12 protein-coding genes and 1 tRNA gene are annotated in these 12,971 nt (G+C 64.1%); 11 read left to right on the plus strand and 2 right to left on the minus strand.

The window, feature by feature from the left end; all coding sequences use genetic code 11:
• Window positions 1–105: 105 nt before the first annotated feature.
• From QRN07_RS06255 to rplL, 9 genes are all read left to right on the plus strand, one after another.
• Window positions 106–178, plus strand: a tRNA-Trp gene (locus QRN07_RS06255).
• A gap of 82 nt (window positions 179–260) precedes the next feature.
• Window positions 261–545 carry a preprotein translocase subunit SecE gene (secE, locus tag QRN07_RS06260; protein WP_050684410.1) on the plus strand — a complete coding sequence of 95 codons (285 nt, stop codon included), beginning with the start codon at window positions 261–263 and terminating at the stop codon, window positions 543–545.
• A gap of 115 nt (window positions 546–660) precedes the next feature.
• Window positions 661–1,512, plus strand: coding sequence for a transcription termination/antitermination protein NusG (gene nusG / locus QRN07_RS06265; protein WP_050684409.1), 852 nt, complete (start codon window positions 661–663; stop codon window positions 1,510–1,512).
• Window positions 1,513–1,641: 129 nt separating this feature from the next.
• The gene (gene rplK / locus QRN07_RS06270) at window positions 1,642–2,073 is read left to right on the plus strand and encodes a 50S ribosomal protein L11 (RefSeq protein ID WP_018773647.1); all 432 of its coding nucleotides are present in this window, start codon (window positions 1,642–1,644) and stop codon (window positions 2,071–2,073) included.
• A gap of 129 nt (window positions 2,074–2,202) precedes the next feature.
• On the plus strand, window positions 2,203–2,910 hold the full coding sequence (rplA, locus tag QRN07_RS06275; protein WP_050684408.1) for a 50S ribosomal protein L1: 708 nt from the start codon (window positions 2,203–2,205) through the stop codon (window positions 2,908–2,910).
• A 103-nt stretch (window positions 2,911–3,013) separates the two neighbouring features.
• Window positions 3,014–4,165, plus strand: a complete 1,152-nt coding sequence (locus QRN07_RS06280) for a GNAT family N-acetyltransferase (protein ID WP_285240643.1) — start codon at window positions 3,014–3,016, stop codon at window positions 4,163–4,165.
• A gap of 7 nt (window positions 4,166–4,172) precedes the next feature.
• Entirely contained in the window at window positions 4,173–5,291 is a 1,119-nt protein-coding gene (locus tag QRN07_RS06285; RefSeq protein WP_050684406.1) for a GNAT family N-acetyltransferase, read from the plus strand.
• Window positions 5,292–5,589: 298 nt separating this feature from the next.
• Window positions 5,590–6,171, plus strand: coding sequence for a 50S ribosomal protein L10 (gene rplJ, locus QRN07_RS06290; RefSeq protein ID WP_050684405.1), 582 nt, complete (start codon window positions 5,590–5,592; stop codon window positions 6,169–6,171).
• A 75-nt stretch (window positions 6,172–6,246) separates the two neighbouring features.
• The gene (rplL, locus tag QRN07_RS06295; RefSeq protein WP_050684404.1) at window positions 6,247–6,618 is read left to right on the plus strand and encodes a 50S ribosomal protein L7/L12; all 372 of its coding nucleotides are present in this window, start codon (window positions 6,247–6,249) and stop codon (window positions 6,616–6,618) included.
• A gap of 114 nt (window positions 6,619–6,732) precedes the next feature.
• Here rplL and QRN07_RS06300 read toward each other — a convergent pair whose 3' ends face one another.
• Complete coding sequence (locus QRN07_RS06300) at window positions 6,733–7,215, minus strand: aminoacyl-tRNA deacylase (RefSeq protein WP_285240644.1); 483 nt, start codon at window positions 7,213–7,215, stop codon at window positions 6,733–6,735.
• On the minus strand, window positions 7,215–8,414 hold the full coding sequence (locus QRN07_RS06305; protein WP_285240645.1) for an acetyl-CoA C-acetyltransferase: 1,200 nt from the start codon (window positions 8,412–8,414) through the stop codon (window positions 7,215–7,217). Before QRN07_RS06305 ends, QRN07_RS06300 begins: the two co-directional genes overlap by 1 nt.
• A 219-nt stretch (window positions 8,415–8,633) precedes the next feature.
• Between QRN07_RS06305 and QRN07_RS06310 the strand changes: the two genes are divergently transcribed.
• Window positions 8,634–9,113 (plus strand): hypothetical protein, encoded by a 480-nt coding sequence (locus QRN07_RS06310; RefSeq protein WP_285240646.1) that lies wholly within the window; start codon window positions 8,634–8,636, stop codon window positions 9,111–9,113.
• A gap of 301 nt (window positions 9,114–9,414) precedes the next feature.
• Window positions 9,415–12,924: a DNA-directed RNA polymerase subunit beta gene (gene rpoB, locus QRN07_RS06315; RefSeq protein ID WP_050684401.1), complete on the plus strand. Its 3,510-nt coding sequence runs from the start codon at window positions 9,415–9,417 to the stop codon at window positions 12,922–12,924.
• Window positions 12,925–12,971: the final 47 nt, after the last annotated feature.

A 12,971-nucleotide genomic window follows, 5' to 3' on the forward strand; every position in this document is an offset into this window, starting at 1 on the left:
ACGCGAAGTTGTTGCGTAGACTGGTTCACCGGTGTTGAAACACGGATGATGACGTGCGCCCAGTGAAAACTGGGGAATCGTTATCATCCGCGGATTATCACCCATAGGGTAGTGGCGCAATTGGTAGCGCAGCGGTCTCCAAAACCGCAGGTTGCAGGTTCGAGTCCTGTCTGCCCTGCGCAAGCTGCCCCGGACCAACATCCGGGGCAAGCGCAGCAACCATGGTTCTGATCAGGGCCGGGTAATCCACCATTGCAAAGATGAGCGAGGACCAGGTGACCGAAACAGCTGCCAGCAGCTCCAAGGGACGCCCGGCTAAGAAGGCTGCCAAGGCAAGCATCTTCGCCCGCATTGCATTGTTCGTCCGCCAGATGATTGGCGAACTGAAGAAGGTCGTGGCACCAACCCGCAAGGAACTGATCAACTACACGCTCGTGGTGCTGGTATTCGTGGCCATCATGATGGTCATCGTCAGCCTGCTGGACATCGGATTTGGTTCCGCTGTCGGCTGGGTCTTCGGCGGTACCGGCTCCGGGGACAGCTAACGCTGCACGCTCCGCAGGCAGGCTGATCGCTCCGGGTAACCGGAGGGAAAACAGCGGCATGCGGAATTGAGCCATTTAAATAGGCATGTTAGGCAATGAGGAAGCAGGAGACCAAGTGTCTGAGCAGGAGCTCGAGGTAACCGAGACTGAACGCGAAGAGTCCGCGGACGTCACGGCAGGAGCCGGTGAAGAGTCTGAGGTTGAATCCTCCGCGCCCGAATCCGCTGACGCTGACGCCGACTTCGACGCTGCAGAGGCCGACGACGACTCCGAGGCAAATGCCGACGTAGAGTTCAGCGCGGCAGACCACGGGACAGAAGCCGGCGACGAGTCCGAAGAGGCCGTCGCTGTTGCCGTTCCCGAGGTCGATCCGGCGGATGAGTTCAAGTCGAAGCTGCGCCGCCAGGAGGGTGACTGGTACGTCATCCACTCCTACGCCGGCTACGAAAACCGCGTCAAGGCCAACCTTGAGACCCGCATCCAGACCCTGGACATGGAAGAGTACATCTTCGAAATCCAGGTGCCGATGGAAGAAGTGGTCGAGATCAAGAACGCCCAGCGTAAGGTCATCAACCGCGTCCGCATCCCCGGCTATGTGCTGGTCCGCATGGACCTGACGGATGCCTCCTGGGGCGCCGTCCGCCACACCCCCGGCGTCACCGGCTTCGTGGGCAACGCCCACAACCCGGTCCCGCTGCGTTTGGACGAAGTCTTCTCCATGCTCGCCCCGGTCTTCGAAGAAGAGCAGGCAGAGAAGGGCAAGCCGGTCAACAAGCAGCACCAGGCTCCCGTGGACATCGACTTCGAAGTTGGCGAGTCCGTCATCGTCAAGGAAGGTCCCTTCGAGACCCTCCCCGCCACGATCTCCGAAATCAAGATCGAATCGCAGACCCTCGTGGTGCTGGTTTCCATCTTCGAACGCGAAACGCCGGTCACCCTGGCGTTCAACCAGGTCACCAAGATCTGACCACCCACAAATTTCGTTCCCACCCTGCCGGCTTAGCAGGACGGGAACGGCCGGCCGCCTCGCCATGGCGGCCACAGACCTGAGGCACGCTCCTGTGTCACAGGAAGTTATTGAGAGAAGGACCCTACATTGGCTCCCAAGAAGAAGGTCACCGGCCTCATCAAGCTGCAGATCCAGGCAGGTGCCGCTAACCCGGCCCCGCCGATCGGTCCTGCGCTTGGCCAGCACGGTGTCAACATCATGGAATTCTGCAAGGCGTACAACGCTGCGACGGAAGCCCAGCGCGGAAACGTCATCCCCGTGGAAATCACGGTCTACGAGGACCGCTCCTTCACGTTCATCACCAAGACCCCGCCGGCTGCAGAGCTCATCAAAAAGGCTGCAGGCGTCGCTAAGGGTTCAGCTACCCCGCACACCGTCAAGGTTGCCAAGCTGACCCAGGCGCAGGTCAACGAGATCGCCACCACCAAGATGGAAGACCTCAACGCCACCAGCCTCGAAGGCGCAGCGAAGATCATCGCCGGCACCGCCCGCTCCATGGGTATCACCGTCGAAGGCTAACAGCCTTCACCCGCCGGGTAACCGGCACCACTGAAACATCAAGAATGTTGGGATTCCATGCCGGATTCCCAACTGTGGCAGGGCCCAGCGCGGTCCGCAGACCACAACTGCACAAGGAGAATAAGCAGCATGGCAAAGCGCAGCAAAGCATATGAGGCAGCAGCCGCCAAGATCGACGCGGAGAAGTTCTACGCGCCGTTCGAGGCAGTAACGATTGCCAAGGACACCAACCCGTCCAAGTTCGACGCCACCGTTGAGGTTGCTTTCCGCCTCGGCGTTGACCCGCGCAAGGCTGACCAGATGGTCCGCGGCACGGTCAACCTGCCCCACGGCACCGGCAAGGTCTCCCGCGTCCTCGTCTTCGCAACGGGCGACAAGGCTGAGGCAGCAATCGCTGCCGGCGCCGACTTCGTTGGTTCCGATGACCTGATCGAAAAGATCGCAGCCGGCTGGACCGACTTCGATGCAGCCGTTGCCACCCCTGACCTCATGGGCAAGGTTGGCCGTCTGGGTAAGGTCCTGGGTCCCCGTAACCTGATGCCGAACCCGAAGACCGGCACCGTTACCGCCGACGTCACCAAGGCTGTCAACGACATCAAGGGCGGCAAGATCGACTTCCGCGTCGACAAGCACTCGAACCTGCACTTCATCATCGGCAAGGTGTCCTTCGACGCCCTCAAGCTGGCCGAGAACTACGCAGCCGCACTGGAAGAGGTGCTTCGCCTGAAGCCGTCCGCTTCCAAGGGCCGCTACATCCAGAAGGCAACTGTTGCCACCACGTTCGGCCCCGGCATCGCCGTGGACCCCAACGTGACCAAGGTACTGACCGAGGCCTAATTCCCTCGGCTGCCGGATCCGTCCGGCACCAATGAACCGCCCGGCGCCTGCGCCGGGCGGTTTTTTGCTTAACTTGTCAGCGCCTCCTGCCTAAGCTGGGGGAATGGCCGCGCCGGAGCACCACAACAGCCCACCCGTCCCAGCCGGCTTGGCCATCACCGCCGTCCGGGTTCCGCCGCCGGGCAGCCTTGCCGGGCACGCCGCCGTCGGAGGGTCCGCAAGCGGACCTGACGATGATTTCCGGACCTGCCATGCCTTGCGGGAAAAGCAGGAACTGGCGCTCTGGGGAAACCTGGACCGTTGCCCCACGCTTGCCGAGGCGGCGGAGTTCTGGCGCGGCAACGCCTACGAGGAACGGTTTCTTTTTCTGGCACGGCTGGGCCACGAAACGGCAGGGCTGTGTTCGGTCACGCTGCCCCTGCGCGAGAACACTGCAACGGCGGGAGTGGACGTGCTGGTGGCGCCCGCATACCGCAGGCGGGGACTTGGCAGGGCCCTGCTCCGGCATGTGGAGGACCTGGCCCGCAGCCGGGGCCGGACGTCCCTGGACGGCTACTTTGAGGTGCCCATCGGGCACGCCGCCACCGGTGCCACGGTCCCGGCCAAGTCCGGAGCCGGCGCGCTGCCGTTGGCCGAGCCCGGCACGGCGTTCGCGCTGGCCTCGGGCTACGACCTGGAACAGGTGGAGCGCAGCAGCAGCCTGGCACTCCCTGTCCCCGGCGACGTCCTGGACCAGCTGGCGGCGCGGGCCACAGGTACGTCCGGGGACTACACCCTGGTGTGGTGGGACAGCTCCTGCCCGGCGGACCTGGTGGACAAATTCGCAGAACTGAAGGCGCACATGAGTGTGGACGTCCCCACCGCAGGGCTGGACTGGGGCCTGGAGGACTGGGACGCCGCCCGGGTGCGGTCCGGTGAAGAGCAGCTGGCCCGGTCGGGTACGGAGGCGGTGGTGGTGGCGGCCCAGCACCGCGGCACGGGTGATTTGGTGGGCTACACCGTCCTTGAATGGCGTCCCGGCGTTCCGGCGTCCATCCTGCAGAACGACACCCTGGTGGTGGCCGCGCACCGTGGCCACAACCTGGGGCTGCTGCTGAAGCTGGCCAACGTGCGGCGGGCGCAGGAGCGTTGGCCCGCGGCGCGCTCGGTCCTGACATGGAACGCCAGCGAAAACCAGCATATGCTGGCGATAAATGGCGCGCTTGGATTCAAGCCTGCAGGCTATGAAGGCGAGTGGCAGAAACGGCTGGGGTGATGCGCCAATGGCACACGACGTGAAGATCGAACAGCTGTGGATTCCCGATTCACTGGACGCACCTGACGCGGCGGACTTCCTTGCTGCCGTTGAGGTGGGCCGCAAGGTGCGGATGCAGACGTGGGGCAGCGACGACCTCGCCTACGGGCCGCTGGAGAAGCTGCTGGAGTTCGAGGACCCGTATGAGCGGCAGCTGATCCTGGTGGCCAAGGTGGACGGCAAAATCGTCGGGACCGTGGACATCGCCCTGCCGCTCACGGACAACCTTGACCTGGCGGAGTTCACGCTGGACATCCTGCCGGAATTCCAGCGCCAGGGGGTGGGCCGGCGGCTGCTGTTGGCCGCGGAGCAACTGGCACGCGGTGAGGGCCGCAGCATGATCCTGGTGGACACAAACCATCCCGGCGCCTCGCTGCACGAGTTTGAGCAGGCCCAGCTGGTTCCCGGCTCGGGCCAGGGGTTTGTGCCGCTGGACAGCCGCGAGGTCGAATTCGCCCAGAAGACCGGCTACACCCTCCAGCACATCGAGCAGTTCAGTTCCTGCGCGCTGCCGCTGGACACAAAACTCGTCGCGGACCTGCAGGCCGAGGCGGACGCCGCCAACAACGGCCGGTACCGGCTGCACCACTGGACGGACCGTTGCCCTGACCGCTGGTTGGAGGCCGTGGCCACCCTCGAAAACCAGGCGGGCGCCGACGTCGACCCTGCCCTGGAAGCGCCTGTCGAGCAGGACATGGTGTTCGACGGCGGCATCCTCCGTGAAGCCGAAGGGGTCGCCATCGCGCAGGGCCGGCGGACGGTGGTCACCGCCGTCGAGGACCTCGCCACCGGGGCCCTGGTGGGCCTGACCACCATCACGGTACTGGCCCACCGGGCTGACGTGGTGTTCCAGGACGACACCCTGGTGCTGCAGGAACACCGTGGCAACAAACTCGGCCTGCTGATCAAGGTGGCCAACATGGAGCGCCTCACGGAACAGTTTCCCGACGCCAGGGTCATTTACACCTGGAACGCCCCGGAGAACCGCTACCTCCTGACGGTGAACCAGCAGCTGGGCTTCCGCACCGCGGGGGTCACCGGGATCTGGCAGAAGGAACTCCCGAAGTCGCATACCAGCACCAGCTGATCCGGCCGATTTGGTGGACGGGTCAAGCGTCCCGTAAGCTGGGAGGACCAAAGACCGTCGGTTGTTGGAAATCCACTCTCCCGGGCATCGCTCACTTCTGCAGTTGTGTGCGGGGGATCCAAGTAGGTTTCCGGACGAAGGCCCCTCACGCAGGGCGGCCGGCGCAGGTGAACGAAGCAAAAGTTCCGCGGATTGATCCGCGTTGAGCCAAGCCCCGTGCATCTGCGCGGGGCGTTTTTTTGTTTCAGCGATCCTGAGGGGACCGTCGAATACCGGCACTATCCCCGGAAGGAGGGTTATGGCAACGCCTACAAAGGTTTCAGCAGTAGCTGAGATCACTAACGATTTCAAGGAATCGAACGCCGCTGTCCTGACCGAATACCGTGGGCTCACCGTTGCACAGCTCAAGCAGCTGCGTGTTTCTCTCGGCCAGGACACCAAGTTCGCGGTCGTCAAGAACACCCTGACCGCCATTGCAGCCAAGGAAGCAGGCGTCGCAGCATTCGACGGCCAGCTCGCCGGCCCCACTGCAATCGCGTTCATCAAGGGTGACGCAGTTGCCGCTGCCAAGAGCCTGACGGATTTTGCCAAGACCAACAAGCAGCTCGTTATCAAGACGGGTTACTTCGAGGGCAAGGCACTGAACGCCACCGAGGTCGCCGCACTGGCTGCCCTCGAATCCCGTGAGCTGCAGCTCGCAAAGGTTGCAGGCATCCTCAAGGCTCCTGCCGCTGCTGCTGCCCGCATCATCGATGCGCTGCGCCTCAAGCTTGAAGAAGAGAACGGTGCACCGGCAGCTGCCGAGGCCCCTGCCGCTGAAGAAGCCCCCGCCGCTGAAGCTGAAGCCCCGGCTGAAGCTCCCGCAGCCGAAGAGAACTGATTCTCTTCACCCCACCAGACTCCGGTGGTTCGGGCCCAGCGCCCGGTAACCACCACAACAGGAAGGACGCCTCCCATGGCGAAGCTCACCAACGAAGAGCTCATTGAAGCTTTCAAGGAACTGACCATCATCGAGCTCTCCGAGTTCGTCAAGCTCTTCGAAGAGACCTTCGAAGTAACCGCTGCCGCTGTTGCCGTTGCCGGCCCCGCTGCTGCTGCTGAAGAAGCCGAAGAGAAGACCGACTTCGATGTCGTCCTCGAATCCGCTGGCGAAAAGAAGATCGCAGTGATCAAGGAAGTACGTGCCATCACTTCCCTGGGTCTGAAGGAAGCCAAGGACCTGGTCGACAGCGCTCCCAAGGCCGTCCTCGAAGGCGCCACCAAGGAAGCTGCCGAGAAGGCAAAGGAGCAGCTCGAGGCTGCCGGCGCAACCGTTACCCTCAAGTAACAGCGTCTTTTCCCGGAAAACCCCGTCCACTGTTGTGGGCGGGGTTTTCTGTTTTAACCCAACTGACTGGCAGTTGTTGTCGTTATGGGGCGCCAAAACGACAACAACTGCGACCTAGTTGGGATCGGAGATGTCCGCCACCACCGCGCGCAGGGCTGCCGTGAGCGCGTCGGCGTCCACGAATGCGCTGTAGCCGTGTGCCCCGGCGCCCATGGAGATCCGTTTTCCCGTGATGGCTGCATCGGCGTACACAGGCCACGGATGCGTGCTGCCCAGCGGGGTGATGGTGCCGCGCTCGTAGCCGGTGGCGTCCAGGGCCACCTCTGCCGGTGGCAGGGACAACTTGTTGACGCCCACCAGTGCCCTGAGCTTGGGCCAGGAGATCTGCCGGTCGCCGGGGATCAGGGCGAACAGGAATGTGCCGTCCTTGTGCTTGACCACCAGCGATTTAACGATGTCCGCCGGGCTGATGCCCAGCAGTGACGCCGCCTCGGCCAGGCTGCCGGCGGCGGCCCGGGCCACCACGTCCACTTGGAGGCCCACTTCCGCCGCGCCGGCCAGGAACCTTTCCCGGCCCGGCGCCGGTCCGGTCCCCATCAGTCGCGGTACAGCAGGAGCGCTTCGCCCTGCCCGCCGCCGCCGCACAGTGATACGGCTGCCTTGCCAGTACCCCGCCGCTGGAGTTCGTGGGCAGCGTGAACGGCAAGCCGGGCACCGGAGGCCCCGATCGGGTGTCCCAGGGCAATCGCTCCGCCGTGGATGTTGCACCGGTCCAGCGGATAGTCCAGGTCCTTCAGGGACTGGACCGCCACGGACCCGAAGGCCTCGTTGATCTCGATGAAGTCAAGGTCTGCGGTGGTCCAACCGGCCCGCTGCAGCGCATCGAGGATGGCGTTTGACGGTTGGGAATGCAGCGAGTTGTCCGGCCCGGCCACCTGCCCGGGCTTGCCCACCACTGCCAGGTAGGCCAGGCCGTGGGCTTCCGCGTACCCCCTGCTGGACAGGACCAGCGCCGCCGCCCCATCGGACAGCGGCGAGGAGTTTCCGGCCGTGATGGTGCCGTCGGTGGCGAACGCAGCCCGCAGTCCCGCCAGGGACTCCACCGTGGTGGCGGGCCGGATGCCCTCATCGGCGTTGACCTGCAACGGGTCGCCTTTTCGCTGCTTGACGCTCAACGGCACCAGTTCGTCGTCGAAAATGCCGTTCTTTGCGGCAAGCGCGGCCCGCTGATGCGATTGCGCCGCCACGTTGTCCTGGGACTGCCGGTCAATGCCCAGGGCCAGGTTCCGCGTTTCCGTGGACAGGCCCATCGACTGGCCGTCAAAGGCGTCGGTCAGCCCGTCATGCGCTGCCGCGTCCAGGGCCGCGATGTTGCCGTAGGTCCAGCCCTGCCGGGACCCGGGGAGCAGGTGCGGCGCCCGGGTCATGGACTCCTGGCCGCCGGCAACCACCACGGTGGCATCGCCGGCCCGGATCAGCCGGGCGGCATCGATGACCGCAGTCAGGCCGGACAGGCACACCTTGTTGATAGTGACGGCCGGAACATTCCAGCCGATGCCTGCGCCAACGCTGCTTTGCCGGGCCGGATTCTGGCCGGCCCCGGCCTGCAGCACCTGGCCCATGATGACGGCGTCCACGTCGGCCGCGTCCACGCCACCGGCGTCCAGCGCGGCCCTGATGGCACGGGCGCCCAGGTCCACGGCGGTGAAGCCCGCCAGCTGGCCGTTGATCCGGCCCTGCGGGGTCCGCACTGCCGCGAGGATGACAACGTCAGTGTTGTCCTGGGAATCGCCCATGGTTATCTCTTCCGATCGGATCCGGTGTAAGCCACCAAGGCTATCGTGACCCCTGTCACGCTGCTATTCAAACACCCGCACGCAAGGCACCGTCCGGAACGGCAGGGGAGAGGTCCCCATGCCTGGGACGTGCACGACGCCGGGAGCTTGCGTAGGGTTGAACGCGGAAACTTGCGGCGGGTCACCAAAGCCCGCACCATTCGGAACAAAGGTGCAGACGTGAAAAAGATCCTCTCCCTGGCGGCCATCGCCGCGCTGGCAGGCCTCACCGCGTGCTCCGTTCAGGCGCCCGAGCCCGCGCCGGCGGCCTCCGGATCCGCGCAGGGCCAGGACTCCGCCGGCAGCACCCCCGGCAGCACCGCACCGGGACCCGCGTCATCGGCGCCGGCAGCGCCGGCCGCCGGCGGGGCCAAGGAGGCCTGCGGGCTGTTCAACTCGCTCTACGCGGAGTACGCCGCGGTCCCGGCGGACGACGCCAACGGCTTCGAGGAGATCTACCTGAAAGCCCAGGACGCCCAGGCCGGTGCCGCCGGCGACCTCGAAGGGCTCTTCGCAGCGCTTGCCCTGCTCTCCATCGACCGTTCAGGCAAGGCGGAGACCGGCGGCCAGGCGGACCAGGAATCCAAGGACGCCGTCCGCGACGCGGTATTCGCCAATTCCGGCACCTGCACGGCGGAAGGCGTGACGCTCCGGCTGTGAAGACAGGGGAGCGGTGCCGGTCAAAATCCGGTGCTTGCAATCCGGCCGGATGTGGGGTAGACAGGTAGGCTGTTTTGCCGTATCGTAGATATTTGCGTCTTCCCTGTTTACCTTCAGCCTTCATATAGCGGTGGGCTTTGCCTGGCAGCTGACATTCAACGTGCCGTCGACAACGTCACGAAATGCCCAGCCCCGGCCCCGGGTCATATAGCGGAACCGGATGGTAGCACTGTGGATTCTATCTGCAGATGCACAGCGGGGGAGATCTGAAAACGCCTGAAGGTCTGTGGAAGGATCCCTCTTGGTCGCCTCGAGCACCTCTAATAACGAAACCGCTAACACCGCCGACAGCACTGATGGTGCCACTCGCCGGCTCTCATTCGCAAAGATTCACGAACCCCTTGATGTTCCGAATCTGCTTGCCCTGCAGACGGACAGCTTTGACTGGCTGGTCGGCAACGAGCGCTGGCAGGCACGCGTGGCAAAGGCTGTCGAAGAAAACGACCTCAGCGTCGCCACCACGTCCGGCCTGTCGGACATCTTCGAAGAAATCTCCCCGATCGAGGACTTCCAGGGCACCATGTCCCTGAGCTTCTCCGATCCGGAGTTCGCTGATCCCAAGTACACGATGGCCGAATGCAAGGACCGGGACGCCACGTACTCGGCTCCGCTGTACGTCAAGGCCGAGTTCATGAACAACAACACGGGCGAAATCAAGCAGCAGACCGTGTTCATGGGCGACTTCCCGCTGATGACCGAGAAGGGCACCTTCGTCGTCAACGGCACCGAGCGTGTTGTGGTCTCCCAGCTGGTCCGTTCTCCGGGCGCCTACTTCGAGCGTGCCGCTGACAAGACCAGCGACAAGGACATCTTCACCGCCAAGATCATCCCGTCCCGCGGTGCATGGTTCGAGCTGGAGATCGACAAGCGCGACCAGGTCGGCGTCCGCCTCGACCGGAAGCGCAAGCAGTCAGTCACGGTGCTGCTGAAGGCCCTCGGCTGGACTGAAGGCCAGATCCTTGAGGAATTCGGGCAGTACGACTCCATGCGGGCAACCCTGGAGAAGGACGCCACCGAAACCCGCGAAGACGCGTTGCTGGACATCTACCGGAAGCTGCGACCGGGCGAGCCGCCCACAGTCGAGGCTGCCCAGTCCCTGCTGGACAACCTGTACTTCAACTCCAAGCGCTACGATCTGGCCAAGGTTGGCCGCTACAAGATCAACCGCAAGCTTGGCATCGACCGCTCCCTTGGTGACAAGGAAGCTTCGGTCCTGCACGTTGAAGACATCGTCGCCATGATCAAGTTCCTCGTTGCGCTGCATGCCGGCGAGAAAACCCTCACGGGCAAGCGCGATGGCCAGGACCACGACCTCCGCGTCGAGATCGATGACATCGACCACTTCGGCAACCGCCGCATTCGCGCCGTCGGCGAGCTCATCGAGAACCAGGTCCGCACCGGCCTGTCCCGCATGGAGCGCGTTGTCCGCGAGCGTATGACCACGCAGGACGTCGAAGCCATCACGCCGCAGACGCTGATCAACATCCGCCCGGTTGTTGCAGCCATCAAGGAGTTCTTCGGAACGTCCCAGCTGTCGCAGTTCATGGACCAGAACAACCCGCTCTCCGGCCTGACCCACAAGCGCCGCCTGTCGGCGCTGGGCCCCGGCGGTCTGTCCCGTGACCGTGCCGGCATGGAAGTCCGTGACGTGCACCCGTCCCACTACGGCCGCATGTGCCCCATCGAAACCCCTGAAGGCCCGAACATTGGCCTGATCGGTTCGCTGGCTTCCTACGGCCGGATCAACCCGTTCGGTTTCATCGAGACCCCGTACCGCCTGGTCAAGGATGGCGTTGTTTCCGACGACGTCCAGTACCTGACGGCTGACGACGAGGCAGAGGTCCTGATCGCACAGGCCAACGCCCCGCTCGATGCAAACAAGAAGTTCTCCGAGGACACTGTCCTGGTCCGCGCCCGTGGTGGTGGAGGCGAGCCTGTCCTCGTTCCCGCCGGCGAGGTCGAGTTCATGGACGTTTCCCCGCGCCAGATGGTGTCCGTGGCAACGGCCCTGATTCCGTTCCTCGAGCATGACGATGCCAACCGTGCACTCATGGGTGCCAACATGCAGCGCCAGGCTGTGCCGCTGGTCCGTTCCGAGGCCCCGTTTGTGGGTACCGGCATGGAGCGCGCCGCCGCAGTCGACGCCGGTGACGTCACCATCGCCAAGAAGGCCGGTGTGGTCACCGAGGTTTCCGCCGAGCTCGTCATCATGCTTAACGACGACGGCACCGAAACCAACTACCGCATCAACAAGTTCGCACGCTCCAACCAGGGCAACTGCTACAACAACCGCGTCCTGGTAAGCGAAGGCCAGCGCCTCGAAGTCGGCGGCATCATCGCCGACGGTCCGGCAACGGACCAGGGCGAACTGGCACTGGGCAAGAACCTGCTCGTGGCATTCATGTCCTGGGAAGGCCACAACTTCGAGGACGCCATCATCCTCTCGCAGCGCATCGTTGCCGAGGACGTCCTTTCCTCCATCCACATCGAGGAGCACGAGATCGATGCCCGCGACACCAAGCTTGGTGCCGAGGAAATCACCCGTGACATCCCCAACGTGTCCGAGGAAGTCCTGGCAGGCCTGGACGAGCGCGGCATCATCCACATCGGTGCCGAGGTTGAAGCCGGCGACATCCTGGTAGGCAAGGTCACCCCCAAGGGCGAGACCGAGCTGACCCCGGAAGAGCGCCTGCTCCGTGCCATCTTCGGTGAGAAGTCCCGCGAAGTGCGCGACACCTCCCTGAAGGTTCCCCACGGCGAGTCCGGCACCGTCATCGGTGTCCGCGTCTTCGACCGTGACAACGACGATGAGCTGCCCCCGGGCGTCAACCAGCTGGTCCGTGTATACGTCGCTGCCAAGCGCAAGATCACCGACGGCGACAAGCTCGCCGGCCGCCACGGCAACAAGGGCGTTATCTCCAAGATCCTCCCGATCGAGGACATGCCCTTCCTGGCCGACGGCACCCCCGTTGATATCGTCCTGAACCCGCTGGGTGTTCCGGGCCGCATGAACGTGGGCCAGGTCCTGGAAACCCACCTCGGTTGGGTTGCCAAGACCGGTTGGAAGATCGAAGGCGAGCCCGAGTGGGTCAAGCAGCTGCCCAACCTGCCGCGCGAAAGTGGTTCCACCACTGTCGCCACGCCGGTGTTCGACGGCGCCCGTGAAGAAGAAATCACCGGCCTGCTCGACTCCACCAACGTGACCCGCGACGGTGAGCGCCTGATTGACTCCTCCGGCAAGACCCGGCTCTTCGACGGCCGCTCCGGCGAACCGTTCCCGGACCCGATCTCCGTGGGCTACATGTACATCCTGAAGCTCCACCACCTGGTGGACGACAAGATCCACGCCCGCTCCACCGGCCCGTACTCCATGATCACGCAGCAGCCGCTGGGTGGTAAGGCACAGTTCGGTGGCCAGCGCTTCGGTGAGATGGAAGTCTGGGCCCTCGAGGCCTACGGCGCCGCTTACACGCTTCAGGAACTCCTGACCATCAAGTCCGATGACATCCATGGCCGCGTGAAGGTCTACGAAGCCATCGTCAAGGGCGAGAACATCCCGGAGCCGGGCGTTCCCGAGTCCTTCAAGGTCCTGATCAAGGAAATGCAGTCGCTGTGCCTGAACGTGGAAGTTCTTTCCACCGACGGAACCACGATTGAAATGCGTGATTCTGATGACGCAGTCTTCACGGCTGCGGAAGAACTGGGCATCGACCTGTCCCGTGCAGAGCCCAGTTCCGTAGAAGAGGTTTAGCAGGGGAGGTACGACGGCGGGTGCGAACCCGCCGTCGTGCCCCTCCT

Origin of the sequence: Pseudarthrobacter sp. MEB009, assembly GCF_030208875.1 — a bacterium.
In the GTDB taxonomy this organism is placed as follows: Bacteria; Actinomycetota; Actinomycetes; order Actinomycetales; family Micrococcaceae; genus Arthrobacter.

Coding starts and splice junctions, on each gene's coding strand:
- secE (WP_050684410.1), top strand. CDS start 261: ATGAGCGAGGACCAGGTGACCGAAACAGCTGCCAGCAGCTCCAAGGGA.
- rplA (WP_050684408.1), top strand. CDS start 2,203: ATGGCAAAGCGCAGCAAAGCATATGAGGCAGCAGCCGCCAAGATCGAC.
- QRN07_RS06280 (WP_285240643.1), top strand. CDS start 3,014: ATGGCCGCGCCGGAGCACCACAACAGCCCACCCGTCCCAGCCGGCTTG.
- QRN07_RS06285 (WP_050684406.1), top strand. CDS start 4,173: ATGGCACACGACGTGAAGATCGAACAGCTGTGGATTCCCGATTCACTG.
- rplJ (WP_050684405.1), top strand. CDS start 5,590: ATGGCAACGCCTACAAAGGTTTCAGCAGTAGCTGAGATCACTAACGAT.
- rplL (WP_050684404.1), top strand. CDS start 6,247: ATGGCGAAGCTCACCAACGAAGAGCTCATTGAAGCTTTCAAGGAACTG.
- QRN07_RS06300 (WP_285240644.1), bottom strand. CDS start 7,215: ATGGGGACCGGACCGGCGCCGGGCCGGGAAAGGTTCCTGGCCGGCGCG.
- QRN07_RS06305 (WP_285240645.1), bottom strand. CDS start 8,414: ATGGGCGATTCCCAGGACAACACTGACGTTGTCATCCTCGCGGCAGTG.